This is a genomic window from Corynebacterium yonathiae, from assembly GCF_027570195.1.
Taxonomy (GTDB): domain Bacteria; phylum Actinomycetota; class Actinomycetes; order Mycobacteriales; family Mycobacteriaceae; genus Corynebacterium; species Corynebacterium yonathiae.
This window is the reverse complement of sequence record NZ_JAKMUZ010000007.1, coordinates 16,142-32,368: the sequence shown is the minus strand read 5'-3', so window position 1 is coordinate 32,368 and position 16,227 is coordinate 16,142. Positions and strand designations below refer to the sequence as shown.

Genomic DNA, 16,227 nt, shown 5'->3' with positions numbered 1-16,227 from the left:
ATTATGACTACAGCTCTGCAAGAGCAGAATGCACAGTCTTCGGCAGTCGCCGGTCGTGTCGTGCGCGTCATCGGTCCGGTTGTGGACGTGGAGTTCCCACGTGAGGCACTGCCGGCCCTGTACAACGCACTGCACGTCGACATCAAGCTCGAAGCTGTTGCAAAGACCGTCACCCTCGAGGTCGCTCAGCACCTCGGTGACAACCTTGTCCGTACCGTGTCCATGGCACCGACCGACGGCCTCGTCCGCGGTGCCGAGGTCATCGACTCCGGAAAGCCAATTTCCGTGCCGGTCGGCGACGTCGTCAAGGGCCACGTCTTCAACGCCCTCGGTGATTGCCTCGATGAGCCGGGTCTCGGCCGCGATGGCGAGCAGTGGGGAATCCACCGCGAGCCGCCAGCGTTCGACCAGCTCGAGGGTAAGACCGAGATTCTGGAGACCGGCATTAAGGTCATCGACCTGCTGACCCCGTACGTTAAGGGCGGCAAGATCGGCCTGTTCGGCGGTGCAGGTGTGGGTAAGACCGTTCTCATTCAGGAGATGATTACCCGTATCGCCCGCGAGTTCTCCGGTACCTCGGTCTTCGCCGGCGTCGGCGAGCGTACCCGTGAGGGCACCGACCTCTTCCTGGAAATGGAAGAAATGGGCGTGCTGCAAGATACCGCCCTTGTCTTCGGCCAGATGGATGAGCCGCCAGGAGTCCGTATGCGCGTGGCTCTGTCCGGCCTGACCATGGCGGAGTACTTCCGCGATGTGCAGAACCAGGACGTGCTGCTGTTCATTGACAACATCTTCCGTTTCACCCAGGCCGGCTCCGAGGTTTCGACCCTGCTGGGTCGTATGCCTTCCGCCGTGGGCTACCAGCCGACCTTGGCTGATGAGATGGGTGTTTTGCAGGAGCGCATTACCTCGACCAAGGGCCGTTCCATTACGTCCCTGCAGGCCGTTTACGTTCCTGCCGATGACTACACCGACCCGGCTCCGGCTACGACGTTCGCTCACTTGGACGCCACCACCGAGCTGGACCGTGCTATTGCCTCCAAGGGTATTTACCCTGCAGTGAACCCGCTGACTTCTACCTCTCGTATTCTCGAGCCAGGTATCGTCGGCGAGAAGCACTACGAGGTTGCACAGCGCGTCATCGGTATTCTGCAGAAGAATAAGGAACTCCAGGACATCATCGCCATCCTCGGTATGGACGAGCTGTCCGAGGAGGACAAGGTCACTGTTCAGCGTGCTCGCCGTATCGAGCGCTTCTTGGGCCAGAACTTCTTCGTCGCACAGAAGTTCACCGGCCTGCCGGGCTCTTACGTGCCGCTGTCTGAGACCATCGATGCCTTCGAGCGCATCTGCGATGGCGAGTTTGACCACTACCCAGAGCAGGCCTTCAACGGCTTGGGTGGCTTGGACGACGTCGAGGCTGCATACAAGAAGTTGAACGAGAAGTAGGGAGAGGCACATGGCTGACATCACCGCTGAATTGGTTTCCGTCGAGCGCCTGCTGTGGTCTGGACAGGCCTCCATGGTCACGGCTGAGACCACCGAGGGTGAGATCGGCGTGCTTCCCGGTCACGAGCCAATGATCGGTCAGCTGATCGACAATGGCGTGGTGACCATCCACCCGGTGGACGGCGAGCGCCGCGTCGCCGCCGTTCAGGGTGGTTTCCTCTCCGTTACCCAGGACAAGATCACCGTCCTCGCTGATTGGGCCATTTGGTCCGATGAGGTGGATGAGGAGAAGGCTCAGAAGGACTTTGCTTCTGAGCACGAGCTCACCAAGTCCCGTGGCGAGGCCGCACAGCGTGCAGTTCGCCGCGCCAAGGCTTAATACCTTGGATTGGTAGGAGAGGGCAGCAATAGCCGCCCTTCCTGCTCTCTTAAGGCGCTCCGGTTTATAGCCGGGGCGCCTTCTTCATGTTTTCTTTGCCTATTCTTATTGGCGTGCAGGACCTTCAAGGCGCTACAATTCAAGCAATCAGTTTCTCCACAAAGCGAGGATGGCGTGAAAAGGCCCATGAATTCAACAGTGGTTGCAGTGCTTCTGTGGGCCCTTGGGGTGGCCCTATTGCTGGTTATCTTTTTGGCTGCGCTTCGCTTTTTTACCGTGCGTGCACGCGGCACTTCCGTTCTTCTGCGTCGAGTACCCGCTAGAAATTCTCTTTCTTGGCGGCATGGTTCTTTGCGTTATGAAGGCGAATTTGTGGAGTATTTTAAGCTCCGTTCCGTTTCTCCACGCTGCGATCTGCGTATCAACCGCCTCGACATCGAAGTAGTAAGCACCCGCTCGCTCGATGATGCCGAGGCTTCTTTTATGTCTGCCGCCACCGAGGTCGTTCGCTTTCGTGTCAAGGGCAGGGAGTACGAGCTGGCTTCCGACGCCCACGGCATCATGGCCTTCGGTGCCTGGGTAGAAGCTGCTCCTTCCAAGCGGCAGCAGCGCTTTGACTTCCGGCAACTGCGCGATCGCGCCACCCGTCAATCCAAGCGATAGGCCTACCCGCTAGGGTAGACAGCATGCGTTTAGTAATCGCCCGATGCTCAGTAGACTACGTGGGCCGTTTGGATGCCCACCTGCCGATGGCAGACCGACTGCTTATCGTTAAAGCGGACGGTTCTGTGTCCGTGCATGCCGACGACCGCGCCTATAAACCGCTGAACTGGATGACGCCGCCATGTACCTTGAAGGAGTCCGCGATTGAGGACCTCGACGGTGACGATACAGGGGAAGTCTTGTGGCTGGTGGAAAACCCTAAGGGCGAGCAGTTGCGCATTACCATCGAGGAGATCCACGAAGAAATCTCCTATGACATGGGTGAGGATCCGGGTCTGGTCAAAGACGGCGTTGAGGCGCACCTCCAAGAACTCTTGGCCGACCAGATCAATACCTTGGGTGATCGCTACACGTTGGTGCGTCGGGAATATCCCACGGCAATCGGTCCGGTGGACATCATGGCGAAGGACGAGAACAACAATAATGTGGCCATTGAGGTAAAGCGCCGTGGGGGGATCGACGGCGTGGAACAGCTGACGAGGTATCTGGAGCTGCTCAATCGCGATGAGCTTCTCGCCCCAGTGTCTGGTGTATTCGCAGCGCAGGAAATCAAGCCGCAGGCACGCACTTTGGCAGAGGATCGTGGTATTCGGTGTGTCGTACTGGACTACCAGGAGCTGCGCGGTCTTGAGTCGAATGAATTGCGATTGTTCTAATGCCACGGCGGAATAGACGCAAACCGCTCGAGCTTCGATCCTTGCCTAAAGATGGGTCGACTTTTCTCGGCTCGCAGACGGTCGAGGGGCCTAGCTGGACGCACGGTGAACCCTATGTCATGCGGCATATCGGTTCTGCGCGTGCCCAGAAGTATTATGTGTGCCCAGGGTGTAATCAAAATATTCCGCCCGGGGTGGCCCATATCGTTGCGTGGCCACGGGACGTGGGCCGCCAAGGCGAGGATCGTCGGCATTGGCACCGCCACTGTTGGGAGCGTAGGTAGACTAGCGGGCATGATTGTTGCATTTTCTGTTGCCCCCGCGGTAGTAAATAATGACTCCCAAGAAATGGCTGACGCCGTGGCCGAGGCCGTGCGCGTGGTCCGTGAGTCTGGCCTGCCCAACGAAACCAATGCCATGTTCACCTTGCTAGAAGGCGAATGGGACGAGGTCTTTGGAACCATTAAAAAGGCTACCGATGCAGTGCGTGCGGTGTCTCCGCGTACTTCTTTAGTGGTGAAAGCCGATATTCGCGAGGGCGTGACTAATCAGTTGACGGACAAGGTAGATGCGGTGAACCGCCGCCTTGCAAAGGAGGACTAGATGACTTCACCAAATAATGCTTATGTAGGAGGCGCGCTCGACCTCAGCCAGGTTAAGGCTCGGGCCGAGGCGCGCCAGAAGGCGCAGGAGTCGCCACAAGCCGGTGCTGGCGGAATCCAGCCCTTCTTCACGGTCACGGAGGCTAACTTCGATCAGGACGTAGTGCGCCGCTCTACGGAGGTTCCGGTGGTAGTTCTCATCGGCACTGCTCGCTCCACCCAGTCAGAGCAGCTGAAGTCTGACCTGCAAGAATTAGCCTCGCAAGGCAACTTGAGCTTCCTTGTTGCTTACGTGGATGCGGATGCTACTCCCCAGGTTGCGCAGGCCTTTGGCGTTAAGAACCTGCCGACCGTGGTGGCCTTGGGAGCTGGGCAACCATTGACGAATTTCGAAGGCGCGCAGCCCAAGGATGCGCTTAAACAATGGGTCGATACCCTCGTTCAGAACGTTGGCCCACAGTTGAAGGGCCTACAGAGCGATGCGGGAGAGCCACAGCCCCAAGAGGAAGAGGATCCGCGTCTCCAGGAAGCGGAGAGCTTCTTGAACGCGGGCGACTTTGACGGAGCCATCAAGGTCTACAACGATATCTTGGATTCCGAGCCCGATAATGTGCAGATTAAACAGGCACGCGATACCACGATCTTGCTCAAGCGCCTAGACCCAGCTAACCAGACCGATGACCCGATTGCGGCTGCGGAAGGGGATAAGGAGGACGCCGATAAGCAAATGCGTGCTGCGGATGCCGAGGTAGTGGCGGGAGCACCGGAGAAAGCTTTTGAACGTCTCATTGAAACGATGAAGGCAACAGCAGGTGACAAGAAAGCACAGATCCGAGAACGCTTGCTAGAGCTTTTCGGCCTCTTCGACGCCAATGACCCGCGTGTCCTGGAAGCGCGCACCAAGCTGGCGAGTGCCCTGTACTAGTTTGAGTAGGATGGGAAAGCATGACTTCAGTGCTTTTCCTGTGCAATACAAATCGCGGTAAGTCGCAGATGGCTGCGGCGTTAGCCGCCAAGCATGCCCCCGAATGGGAAATCTACTCGGCTGGAGTGCAAACTACCCCGGAGCATACCCGGCAGGGCATCAATCAAGAGGCTAAAGCCTCCCTGGCGAAGGTGGGAGCAGAAATGACTGGTACTCCTGCTCTAGTGGATCCCCACCTTTCAGCCGCTGTCGACCACGTCATCGTGGTTGGTGATGCGAAATATGAGGGGCCAGCGCAGCGGTGGGACATCGAGGATCCCTCGCTGCGTGGTCTGGAGGGTGAAGAGCGCATGGATGCGCTTCGCGATGATATTGAAGCGCGCGTGGTGGAGTTCCTACGCGCGCAGCGATAGGCATCTATCGCTCCAGTACGTACCACTGCACCGAGTTGGCCGGAAGATGGAGCGTGGCAGAATTATCCGCCACGTGAATGTGTAGGGGAAGCGGATTCCCAGCGCCCTCATACACGGCATCATCAGTGTTGAGCACCATCTGCCACTCACCGTCATGTGGAACCCAGAGGCCGTAGTTGGGAATGGAAGAACCCGAAAGGTTGCACACGGCGAGCAAGGCAGACCCGTCTGCGCCGTAGCGGACGTAACCAAGGACATTATTCGTCGAGTCATCGGCCTTGACCCATCGGAAGCCATCTTGGCTGAAATCTTGGCTCCACAAAGCTGGGGTGTCACGGTAGATGAGGTTGATATCGCGCACGAGCCTCTTGATACCGCGGTGCCATTCGTTGCCCCACCCATCGAGGTTGGCCCAGTCTACTGAATGTCCCTCGGCCCACTCGGTAGTCTGGCCAAATTCCTGGCCCATGAAGAGGAGGTTCTTGCCGGGGTGAGAGAACATGTAGCCGTAGAGCGCGCGTAGGCCGGCTGCCTTATTCCAGTCGTCGCCAGGCATGCGCTGCCACAGCGAACCCTTGCCGTGAACTACCTCGTCATGGCTAAAGGGCAGCACGTAGCGCTCAGAATAGGCGTAAACCATGGAGAAGGTGAGCTCACCGTGGTGGTAGGAGCGGTGGACGGGTTCGTGCTTGAAGTACTCCAAGGTGTCATTCATCCAGCCCATATTCCACTTCAGGGAAAAGCCCAGACCATTCTCGGAGGTGGGGGCGGTAACGCCCGGCCAGGAGGTGGATTCTTCAGCAATGGTGAGCACGCCTGGATGAGTGCGATTGAGGGTGGCGTTGGTCTCCTGCAAAAATTGCACGGCTTCGAGATTCTCGCGACCGCCAAACTGGTTAGGTAGCCATTCATCGCGGGAATAATCCAGGTAAAGCATGGAAGCGACGGCGTCTACACGCAGGCCGTCGATGTGGAACTCTTCGGCCCAATACAGGGCGTTGGCCACGAGGAAATTGCGCACCTCATTGCGGCCAAAATCAAAGACGTAAGTTCCCCAATCGGCCTGTTCGCCGCGGCGGGGATCGGGGTGCTCGTAGAGAGCCTGACCATCAAAGCGGCCGAGGGCCCAATCGTCCTTGGGGAAGTGGGCCGGTACCCAGTCTACGATGACGCCGATGCCGTTTTCGTGCAGTGCATTGACTAATGCGCGGAACTCATTCGGCGAGCCCCACCGCGCAGAAGGCGAGTAGTAGCCGGAGACTTGATATCCCCAGGACCCGCCGAAGGGGTGCTCGGCCACGGGCAAGAGCTCAACGTGGGTGAAGCCATGCTCCTTTAGATAAGGGATGAGCTCCTCGCGTAGCTGGTTATAATTCGCCCCGACCTTCCACGAGCCAACGTGGACCTCATAGATGCTCATCGGGACGTCGAGGTTGCCGGAGCGCTTGTCCATCCAGGCAGAATCGGACCAAGCGAAATTGGTGGAATCCACTATCGAGTCTGTCTCTGGAGGGCAGGCGGTGCGCTTGGCCAATGGGTCGGCCTTGTCTTTGCGTCCTTCCTGGCTAAATATGGCGAACTTATAGCGCTCGCCAGCACCGATGCCCGGAACAAAGACCTCCCATACGCCGGTAGAACCAAGCGAACGCATTGGATACTGGGTTGGGTTCCAGCCGCAGAAATCGCCCACGACGGCCACACCTTGGGCATTGGGGGCCCACACAGCAAAGGACACGCCGCTTACGGGCCCTATCTCTGTGTCATAAGAGCGCAGGTTAGCACCGAGGACATCCCAGAGGCGCTCGTGGCGGCCTTCGCCGATAAGGTGCAGATCCAGCGAGCCGATGGTGGGAAGGAAGTGATATCCATCAGCCACGGTGCGGGTAGGGGCCTCGGGGTAGGAGATTTCCAGGCGGTAATCGCAGTTATCGCCTACCTCCGCTTCCCAGATGTCGTCGCCCACCAAATCCATGGACAAGGATTGCGTGGGGGTATGAAGCCGTACCGCGGTAGCACCCGGCTGGCGAGTACGGACGGTACCTTCGTGCCAGCCGTAGAAGCCGTGGGGGTCATGGTGGCGGCAGTCATTGAGGCGAGCGAGGTCAGTGGCCGGGATGTTCATACAATCAGAGTACCTAGATTGGGTGCAGTCCTGTGGGCAAATGTTTATGGGCGATAGTCGGTGACCTTGCGCCAGGTGAGCTGTTCTTGGAGGGCGTGGTCGGCAGGGGGGAGAACGAAGACATGGGCGACGTCGCGAAGCGGCTCTAAACGCACAAAGTTGCGTTCGGACCAGTGGTAGGCAGAGCCGGTGATCGTGTCCTGGACAGTATAGGACTCGCCAGGGTGGCGGCCGATAGCTTGCATATTTACCGTGACGGTAGCTTCCTGCGCATTGCGCGGATCTAGGTTAACCACGACGAGGACGACGTTGCCGGTGGTCGGATCCGCTTTGGAATAGGCAATGATGGCTTCATTGTCGGTGTCATGGAAACGCAGGGTGCGCAATTGCTGCAATGCGGGGTTATCCCGGCGAATCTGGTTAAGCAGCCGGATATAGGACTCGAGGGAATCGCCAGACGCAGCCGCAGCAGCGAAATCGCGCGGGCGCAGCTCGTACTTTTCGGAGTCGAGGTATTCCTCGGACCCCGGAGCTACCGGAGTGTGCTCATAGAGTTCAAAACCGGAGTACACGCCCCATAGCGGCGAAATGGTCGCAGCGAGGACAGCGCGGATGGCGAACATGGCGCGCCCACCGGTTTGTAAAGATTCATGCAGGATATCCGGGGTATTGACAAAAAGGTTGGGGCGGCAGATATCTGCCTGCTCGACGTGCATCTGGCCAAACTGGGTGAGCTCATGCTTAGAGGTCTGCCAGGTGAAGTAGGTATAGGACTGAGAAAAGCCCGCTTTCGCTAGCCCGAAAAGGCGAGGGGCGCGGGTAAAGGCCTCTGCCAGGAAGATGACATCTGGGTGGGTGGCGTGCACGCGGGTAATCAACCAATCCCAGAAGTTAGCTGGCTTGGTATGAGGGTTATCCACGCGGAACGTGCTCACCCCGGCTTCTACCCAAATCATGAGCGTTTCATAGATTTCGTGATAGATAGCATCAGGTGCGTTATCGAAGTTGAGTGGATAGATATCCTGATACTTCTTCGGCGGGTTCTCGGCGTAGGCGATGGTGCCATCCGGAAGGACCGTGAAAAACTCTGGGTGGCTGATGGCCCATGGGTGATCGGGCGATGCCTGCAGTGCGAAATCAAGCGCTACTTCCAGGCCAAGTTCCTGGGCGCGAGAGACCAGCTTCTTGAAGTCTTCTATTGTGCCCAAGTCGGGGTGGGTGGTGGAGTGGTCCTGGATGGCCCACGGACTTCCTACATCACCGGGCTCAGCAACGACCGAGTTATTTTTTCCCTTGCGGTGCACCTCACCGATGGGGTGGATGGGCGGAAAATACACCGTATCGAAGCCCATATCGGCTACGCGCTCGAGTGCTTTGGCTGTGGTCTCGAACGTGCCGTGCACAGGATTCCCCTTTTCGTCCCAGCCGCCCGTGGAACGCGGGAAAAGCTCGTACCACGAGTTATAGAGCGCGGCTGGACGCTCTACGTATACCTCGTGGATTGAACCCTCCACCAAGAGATCGCGCAGGGGGTGTGAGTGCAGAATGTCTGCAACCTCGTCCGAGAGCGCCACCTGCACGCGATTATCGACGTCCAAGGACTCATCCTCCAAGTCCCGTGCAGCAGCAAAGAGGGGCGTGACAATATCCGAGGGGGTTTGCAAGGCCGCGCGAGAAAATAGGTCAGCGCCATGCTGGAGGTCATTGGCCAGTTCGGTAGCGGATTGCCCGGCCGCCATCTTCTTGGTTATTGCGTTTTTCCACGTAGCTATGGGATCCGACCAAGCATCGACTCGAAAGTACCAGGTGCCTTGGGTACCTGGGGTAAAGACGCCGTGCACACGATCCTGATCAGTGGGGTCTACCTGCATGGTAACGGAGGAGGTAGCCGTGGACCGTGCCGCCCAGGCGGACAAGGTGGCAGAGACCGCGTCGTGTCCTTCGCGCCAGACAAGGGCGGTGACAGGAACTACCTCGCCTACAACGGCTTTGGAGGCTACAGAACCGGCGGAGATCAGCGGGCGGACATCGTCAATACCAAGGCGAGTAGTCATGCCCATAAGACTAATGCAGCTGTGTCAATTTCACCGGGCAAAGAACAAATCAGTCACAATGGAAGGCGTGAACGACGTAACTCCTACAGATCAAGATTGGCTCGTAGATTTTCGCGGCGTCGAGCTGCGCCGCGGCCGCAAGACCCTCGTCGGTCCTGTGGACTGGCAAGTAGAACTCGATGAGCGCTGGGTCATCATTGGCCCCAATGGCGCGGGCAAGACCTCGCTAGTGCGTATGGCCGCGGCCGAAGAATTCCCTTCGAAAGGCACCGCCTTTTTAATGGGGGAGCAAATTGGCAAAACCGACATGCGTGATCTGCGCGCGCTCATCGGCATCTCCTCCGCGGCGGTGCAATCGCGGATCCCAGAAAATGAGCGTGTGGACGATCTCGTCGTTTCTGCCGGCTACGCTGTGCTTGGCCGCTGGCGGGAGGAATACCAAGACATGGATTTCTCGCGCGCCGATGACATCTTGGCACAGGTTGGTGCCACCCACCTTAAAGAGCGCACGTGGGGAACCCTGTCCGAGGGAGAAAAGAAGCGCGTCGTCCTCGCTCGCGCACTCATGACTAACCCCGAGTTGCTTATCCTGGATGAGCCTTCTGCCGGAATGGACCTGGGAGGCCGCGAAGACCTAGTGGGATATCTCGGCGATTTAGCAATGGATCCAGATGCCCCAGCGATTGTCATGATCACCCACCACGTGGAAGAGATCCCCTACGGCTTCACCCACGCCATGCTGCTGGATGAGGGTAAGGTAGTGGCAAAAGGACTGATTAATTCCGTTCTCACCTCAGAAAACCTGACTCGCGCCTTCCATCAGCCCATTCAGGTAGACCGCATTGGACAGCGATACTTCGCCCGCCGAGCTTCTTTATGACCAACCCCTTTCATGACCGTATCGATGCCGTTGATGCCAGCGATACCACCGGTTTTAACGGTGGGCGCTTGGCGGCAACCGTCCTGCTTCTGCGGGACGGCGCCGACGGTCTTGAAGTCTGGGTGCAAGAGCGCGTGCACACCATGCACAACTACCCGGGGCACTCAGTATTTCCCGGTGGTGGGGTAGACCCTCGCGACTTTCCGCCGCGTTCCTGGGACTCGGGCGAACTATGGGCCGGCAAGTCCGTCATCTCCCTGGCCCGGCGGATGGGCGTAACCAAATACAAAGCCCATGCCCTTTTATTCGCCGCGGCACGCGAGCTCTTCGAGGAAGCCGGCACCCTCTTCGCTATCCGTGAAGACGGCATCGTCTCCAATGCGCGGCGCTATCACAAGGAGCGAAAGCTACTCGAAAACCACACCATCTCTTTTACTGAGTTCCTGAGTAATAACGGCATGCGTGTCGACGCCGATATGCTCCTTCCCTGGGCGCGGTGGGTAGGAAAAGGAAAGAGCCACTGGTTCGATACCTTTTTCTTCGTAGGGGTACTGCCCTCCGGCCAAGAACCGGATGGCGATACCGATGAAGCAGACGATGCTGGATGGTTCTCCCCACAACTAATCTTGGACGGCTGGCGCGCCGGGCTGGTGCGCCTTGTGATCCCTACGTGGGCGCAGATGCAAAGACTAAGCAGATATACCTCGGTTCAAGAAGTCCTCGATGATGCGTCCTTTTCTGACCTGCGCCCCGTCATTGGGGATCCGCGCGAGGATCCCCGCTACCGAGAGTTCTTTTCCACCACCCCTTTAGACCGCATATGAGTTATACCCCCGCTGAAGTCAGCTTCCTGGCCGAGCACCAAGAGGAAATAGCTAGCCTCGACCTTTCCCTAACTAAGTCTTCTCGGCTCAAAGACACCGAAATTTTGAAAGAGAAGTTCGGCGAGTTTGGCCGCGCGGTCATGGAGCTAGTGACCGCCCGCAGTTCGGGCAAACTCCCCAGTGGCTGGCTAATGGACGCCGACTCAGCTCAACAAGCAACCCCCGTCGAGGTTGCGGCATACCGGGCGGCATTTCTGGCGGAACAGGGAGTAGGCAGCGTCCACGACATCACCTGCTCCATCGGCACAGAAGGATATAATTCTCCGCTCGAGTACTTCGGCTCGGATCTGGATGAATCGCGGGTGAAAATGGCGAGGTACAATCTCTCATCGGCCAAGATTTTCCGGGCGGATGCGCTCACGACAACGACGACTGCCGAAGTTCTTTTAGCGGATCCCGCGCGTCGGGCCGGTGGTAGAAGAATCACGCGGCCGGAGGATTTGGTGCCGCCGCTGTCAGAGGTCGTCGCCAAGCATCGCGGCAAGGAATTGGCCATCAAGTGCGCACCTGGTCTGGATTTCAGCGAATGGAGCGGCCTTGTCACCGTCGCGAGCGTGGAAGGCGCAGTAAAGGAAGCCTGCTTGTATACCCCAGGCTTTGGTACCGGTCGACGAGCGGTGATGATTCGTGGGCACAAGGTAGATGTCCTAGATGACCAGGAAAGCAACCTGCCCGAGGCCGGAGATATTGGGAGCTATCTCATAGACCCCGATGGAGCCATCGTTCGCGCTGGTTTGGTTCAGCATTACGCGGCACGGGAAGGGCTGCACCAAATCGATCCGCGCATCGCGTATCTAACAGGCGAGAGGATTCCCGAGGGAACTTCGGGATTTCCATTCATAGAAAAGGTCCCCCTAAAGAGATTAAAGTCCGTACTTAAATCCTATGACGCGGGAAGTCTCGAAATCCTCGTACGCGGGGTAGAAGTTGACCCTGACCAGCTGCGGAAGAAGATGAAGCTGAAGGGGAAGAAGCCTTTTGCGGTAATCATTACGCGAATTGGCTCACAGGGAATCGCCTTGCTGTGCAAACCCCGAGTATCATCGTCCGAGGATAATTACGCAACATAAATATATCGGAAAGGTGAGTGCCCAATGCCAACTATTGTGGCTCTGGTCAAACACGTGCCGGATACGTGGTCTACCAAGTCCTTGGAAGATGACCACACCCTGGATCGCACCTCCGTGGATAACGTTATCGATGAGGTTAATGAGTACTCCGTGGAGCAAGCCCTGCGCCTGCGCGACGATAACCCGGATGCGGGATTTAAAGTCGTAGCGCTGACCATGGGGCCAGCCCAGGCAGACGAAGCACTGCGCAAGGCACTGGCGATGGGTGCCGACGATGCCGTCCTCGTCTCCGATGATTCACTGGCGGGAGCTGATGCGCTGTCGACCGCATGGACCCTCAACGCTGCGCTAAATAAGCTTGACGACGTCCAATTGATCACCGCCGGCACCGAAGCTTCCGACGCCTCCACCGGTCTCCTGGCTGGTCTGCTCGCCGAGTACCGCCAGCTGCCGGCCCTTACTGGCCTACACAAGGTAGAGCTGGCGGGCAGCACGCTGCGTGGCACTCGCGATGATGCGCGCGGCACTTGGGAACTAGAAGCGCCGCTGCCCGCGATTATTTCCGTGAACGATAAGAGCGACAAGCCACGGTTCCCCAATTTCAAGGGCTTGATGGCCGCTAAGAAGGCCGAAATCACTACCTTCTCCTTGGCGGATTTGGGAATTGAGGCTATCGCGCCAACCACCTCCGTTTCGGCCGCCGAAAAGCGCCCACCGCGCACCGCCGGCGAGGTCATTTCCGAGCCCAACCCACAAGACGCGGCGAAAAAGATCGCCGACTTCCTGTCCGCAAAGAACTTGATTTAGGAGTAGATATGTCTCACGTTTACGTACTAGTTGAGCATGATGCGGATAAACTCCTCCCCGTTACCGGCGAGCTGATTACGGCCGCACGGGAATTGGGCACGGTGTCCGCAGTGGTCGTCGGCAAGCAGGCTGATAAGTTCGATGCTGATCTTGCCGCGCTCGGTGCCGCCCAAGTTGTCCAAGCAACGGCCGACGATTATGAGCAGCGTTTCCTCACCCCAGAGGTTGACGCTCTGCATGCGCTAGGCGCTGCGAACCCAGCGCCGATCGTGTTGGCCGCAACTCCGGCCAATAACGAGATCGCCGGCCGCCTAGCAGCTAGACTCGCCTCCGGCGCACTAGTCAATGTTAGCGGTATCACCGCCGACCGCTCTGCCCAGATGACTATCTTCGGTGGCTCCTATGAGACGACCTCTACCGCTACCGGAGAGTGCCCGATTTACACGCTCCGGCCAGGCGCGGTTGAGGCCGCACCACAACAGGTGGAAACACAACCGGCGCCGATGCCGCTTCCGGCCGGCACAAGCAAAGATGTCAAGGTAAATTCCTTTACTCCGGCCGAGAAGTCTGCACGCCCCGAAATTACCGAGGCCAAAGCGGTTGTTGCCGGCGGCCGCGGCGTGGGCGACGAATTCAGCGCCGTCGTCGAGCCGCTTGCCGACGCCCTCGGAGCCGCCGTCGGTGCTACCCGCGACGCCGTGGATGAAGGCTTCTATGACGCCGCTTATCAGATCGGTCAGACCGGCGTTACCGTCTCGCCTGATCTCTATATCGGTTTGGGTATCTCCGGCGCTATCCAGCACACCTCCGGCATGCAGACTTCCGGCACCATTGTGGTGGTCAACCAGGACCAGGATGAGCCTTTCTTCCAGATCGCTGACCTCGGCGTCGTTGGAGACCTGCACGAAATCGCCCCAGCTCTTACTGAAGAACTGAAAGCGCGTCAGTAATGCCGTACTACTTCGACTACGCCGCTACTCAGCCGATGCGGCAGAGCGCGATTGATGCATGGGTGGCGGCGGCCGGCTCCCTGAATTCCGGAGCGCAATATGGCTCGGGGCGAAAGGCTCGGTCCGTGCTGGATGATGCCCGCGAAAAGGTTGCTTCCCTTCTTGGCTGCGAGCCCATTGAGGTCATTTTCACTTCTTCGGGCACCGAGGCAGATAATATCGCCATTCAGGGACTCTACGCGGCTGGAACAACCAATCGCATCATCTCCACTGATATCGAGCATCCCGCTGTTCGCGATACCGTGACTAAGCTGCAGAGTTCCGGGGCGGCCGTCGAAATCCTTCCCGTGGATCGTTCCGGGCACGTTGCAGACCTGGCTGCCCTAGACACGCTTGCCGACGTCGCTACCTGCATGTGGGCCAATAATGAAACCGGTGCCATTCAGCCGGTCGAAGACATTGTTGCTCGGGCGAGTGCGGCCGGCACTCCCGTGCACGTAGATGCGGTGCAAGCAGTAGGCAAAGTCCCCATTAACTTTTCCGAACTTGGGACAACCAGTCTTGCCGCCAGTGCCCATAAATTTGGCGGCCCTCGCGGCATTGGGCTGCTTCTAGCTAAGCGCAGTCCTGCACCCCAGCCCATTGCCTTTGGTGGTGGGCAAGAACGAGGGATTCGCCCTGGCACAGTAGACGTTGCAAGTGCTTCCGGTTTAGCAGCGGCGCTAGAAGAGTCCGTCTCCGAAATTTCCTCCCAGGGTGAACGGATTGCTGCTCTCCGCAATAAGTTGCGCGACGGAATCCTCGCCACCATCGATAACGTGGTGGTCAATTCCACTGAGCCGTGCCTACCGTCCCATCTGCATGTCTCATTCCCCGGTGCCGATGGCGATAGCCTCATTATGCTGCTTGATTCCTTGCAGATCGAGGCTTCTACCGGTAGCGCCTGCAGCGCAGGCGTAAATCGCATGTCACATGTCCTCGAAGCGATGGGTGTAAGCGAGGCAGAAGGCATTGGTTCCCTGCGCTTTACTCTCGGGCGGCTTACCTCGGAGGAAGACGTTGAATATGTCTTGTCTCATCTTCCTGAGGTGATATCTCGCGCCCGTTCTGTCTAGCTATCATTCCTTTCCTTGGCGGCCGCGCGCCGAGCGGCGATAGCTTGGCCCACCGTTAGCGCCCAGTTCTTATTCTTGGGCGCTAACGGTCCTTGGGGTTCATCGTATTCCCAGTGGCCATCATCAAAGAGCCATACTATATCTCCGGTATGCGGATCCATGATGTAGAAGGCACCGCCATCGGTCTTGATGTTGTGGTGATGTTGGCATAACGATGCCAAATTGCTTCCCGCAGTTTTCCCACCCTTTGCGTGGTCAATGCGATGGTCCTTTTGACAGCTTTCTGCGGGACGGTGGCACCCCGGCCAGCGGCATACGCCATCGCGGCCTTCCACGAAGGCGCCAATGAGCGGGGGAGTGACGTAGCTTTCGCTTTCCAGCTCTCTTGCTAGGTCCATGTCCCGCTTTTGAGTGGGACGTATGCCGTCCGCAGTTTCTGGACTTACCCAGCCGAATCCCTGGATGAACCCGGGTGCAGCCTTTTGGTCATAGGCGCGGTACATGTGAAGGACTACCTTAACCCGTTGCTCAATATCGCCCAGAATCAATTTGGCCAGTGCGTCCGCCTTGGTGAGGTTATGCTTTTCGGCTGCTTGACTGACGTGTTCATCTATAGCTATCAATGTAGCTTCATCGAATTCCACGGCTAGCCCAGCTTTGCCGCCGAAGCTGGAGTACGTGAAATACGGATCCTTTTGTGGGGTAGCTTCCTTCTCTTCTTCGGGCGTCGGGGTTTCAACAGCGATGAGACCGTTGAGTTTTCGTCGCAAATTTGTATTTGAAGGCAGTACCTGTCTGGGGCTCGTCGGCGTTAGATAACTAGCCAGCTCTTGGTCTATTCGTTCAAGGGTTTCGGTAGGGACGTCACCGAGCTTGCTGAGTACGGCGTCAATGGTAATGAGACGAGAAAAATCCAAGAAGTAGTAGGTTTCTTGCAGGGCCCTCGTAAGCGGCAGCTCAGCTAGGCGGTAGAGGGCCATGGTTATGTCCCGCGTTCTCCGCTCGCTTAATCCCGTGCGGGTTGCGAGAGTATGGCAAGAAATATCGAAGTCGTCTTCTAGGTCAGGCTTGACCTCTTTCCAAAATAGATAATCCTGTTTTCTGTTGCTCTAGCTGCAAGTGGATCATTGGGATCATTGACTATGTAGTAGGATTCCAAACCTGATTTCCCCGATTATTAGCACATATGAACGTTTCC

Annotated in this window: 17 protein-coding genes; 14 read left to right on the top strand and 3 right to left on the bottom strand. The window is 57.8% G+C overall.

Going from position 1 to position 16,227, the window contains the following annotated elements; genetic code table 11:
- The first annotated feature begins 3 nt into the window (after positions 1-3).
- The 8 genes from atpD to L8V22_RS04815 all read left to right on the top strand — a co-directional run bounded on the left by atpD (position 4) and on the right by L8V22_RS04815 (position 5,147).
- Positions 4-1,449, top strand: coding sequence for a F0F1 ATP synthase subunit beta (gene atpD, locus L8V22_RS04850; RefSeq protein WP_049361377.1), 1,446 nt, complete (start codon positions 4-6; stop codon positions 1,447-1,449).
- 10 nt (positions 1,450-1,459) lie between these two features.
- Positions 1,460-1,828 carry a F0F1 ATP synthase subunit epsilon gene (locus tag L8V22_RS04845; RefSeq protein WP_238801023.1) on the top strand — a complete coding sequence of 123 codons (369 nt, stop codon included), beginning with the start codon at positions 1,460-1,462 and terminating at the stop codon, positions 1,826-1,828.
- Positions 1,829-2,014: 186 nt separating this feature from the next.
- Positions 2,015-2,491, top strand: a complete 477-nt coding sequence (locus L8V22_RS04840; protein WP_238801022.1) for a DUF2550 domain-containing protein — start codon at positions 2,015-2,017, stop codon at positions 2,489-2,491.
- Between the two features lie 23 nt (positions 2,492-2,514).
- Complete coding sequence (gene nucS / locus L8V22_RS04835) at positions 2,515-3,207, top strand: endonuclease NucS (RefSeq protein ID WP_238801021.1); 693 nt, start codon at positions 2,515-2,517, stop codon at positions 3,205-3,207.
- Entirely contained in the window at positions 3,207-3,491 is a 285-nt protein-coding gene (locus L8V22_RS04830) for a hypothetical protein (protein ID WP_238801020.1), read from the top strand. Before nucS ends, L8V22_RS04830 begins: the two co-directional genes overlap by 1 nt.
- 10 nt (positions 3,492-3,501) lie before the next feature.
- Positions 3,502-3,810, top strand: a complete 309-nt coding sequence (locus L8V22_RS04825) for a thiamine-binding protein (protein WP_034656448.1) — start codon at positions 3,502-3,504, stop codon at positions 3,808-3,810.
- On the top strand, positions 3,811-4,734 hold the full coding sequence (locus L8V22_RS04820) for a tetratricopeptide repeat protein (protein WP_238801019.1): 924 nt from the start codon (positions 3,811-3,813) through the stop codon (positions 4,732-4,734).
- 20 nt (positions 4,735-4,754) lie between these two features.
- Positions 4,755-5,147 (top strand): arsenate reductase/protein-tyrosine-phosphatase family protein, encoded by a 393-nt coding sequence (locus L8V22_RS04815; RefSeq protein ID WP_238801018.1) that lies wholly within the window; start codon positions 4,755-4,757, stop codon positions 5,145-5,147.
- 4 nt (positions 5,148-5,151) lie between these two features.
- Here L8V22_RS04815 and glgB read toward each other — a convergent pair whose 3' ends face one another.
- A complete protein-coding gene (gene glgB / locus L8V22_RS04810; RefSeq protein ID WP_238801017.1) occupies positions 5,152-7,269 on the bottom strand; it encodes a 1,4-alpha-glucan branching protein GlgB in 2,118 nt (705 codons plus the stop codon).
- A gap of 44 nt (positions 7,270-7,313) precedes the next feature.
- Positions 7,314-9,323, bottom strand: a complete 2,010-nt coding sequence (locus L8V22_RS04805) for a maltotransferase domain-containing protein (RefSeq protein ID WP_238801016.1) — start codon at positions 9,321-9,323, stop codon at positions 7,314-7,316.
- A gap of 58 nt (positions 9,324-9,381) precedes the next feature.
- Here L8V22_RS04805 and L8V22_RS04800 point away from each other — a divergent pair, with 58 nt between their 5' ends.
- Genes L8V22_RS04800 through L8V22_RS04775 form a run of 6 tightly spaced genes read left to right on the top strand, consistent with a single transcriptional unit; the run spans position 9,382 to position 15,029 of the window.
- Positions 9,382-10,203: an ABC transporter ATP-binding protein gene (locus L8V22_RS04800; RefSeq protein WP_238801015.1), complete on the top strand. Its 822-nt coding sequence runs from the start codon at positions 9,382-9,384 to the stop codon at positions 10,201-10,203.
- Complete coding sequence (locus tag L8V22_RS04795) at positions 10,200-11,027, top strand: NUDIX hydrolase (protein ID WP_238801014.1); 828 nt, start codon at positions 10,200-10,202, stop codon at positions 11,025-11,027. Before L8V22_RS04800 ends, L8V22_RS04795 begins: the two co-directional genes overlap by 4 nt.
- Positions 11,024-12,157, top strand: a complete 1,134-nt coding sequence (locus tag L8V22_RS04790; protein WP_238801013.1) for a THUMP-like domain-containing protein — start codon at positions 11,024-11,026, stop codon at positions 12,155-12,157. The genes L8V22_RS04795 and L8V22_RS04790 overlap by 4 nt, the downstream gene beginning before the upstream one ends.
- A gap of 24 nt (positions 12,158-12,181) precedes the next feature.
- Positions 12,182-12,964, top strand: coding sequence for an electron transfer flavoprotein subunit beta/FixA family protein (locus tag L8V22_RS04785; RefSeq protein ID WP_238801012.1), 783 nt, complete (start codon positions 12,182-12,184; stop codon positions 12,962-12,964).
- An 8-nt stretch (positions 12,965-12,972) separates the two neighbouring features.
- Positions 12,973-13,914, top strand: a complete 942-nt coding sequence (locus tag L8V22_RS04780; RefSeq protein WP_238801011.1) for an electron transfer flavoprotein subunit alpha/FixB family protein — start codon at positions 12,973-12,975, stop codon at positions 13,912-13,914.
- Positions 13,914-15,029: a cysteine desulfurase family protein gene (locus L8V22_RS04775; RefSeq protein ID WP_238801010.1), complete on the top strand. Its 1,116-nt coding sequence runs from the start codon at positions 13,914-13,916 to the stop codon at positions 15,027-15,029. The genes L8V22_RS04780 and L8V22_RS04775 overlap by 1 nt, the downstream gene beginning before the upstream one ends.
- On the opposite strand, the gene L8V22_RS04770 is transcribed toward L8V22_RS04775, so the two are convergent.
- A complete protein-coding gene (locus L8V22_RS04770; RefSeq protein ID WP_238801009.1) occupies positions 15,026-16,009 on the bottom strand; it encodes an HNH endonuclease signature motif containing protein in 984 nt (327 codons plus the stop codon). The genes L8V22_RS04775 and L8V22_RS04770 overlap by 4 nt on opposite strands.
- Positions 16,010-16,227: the final 218 nt, after the last annotated feature.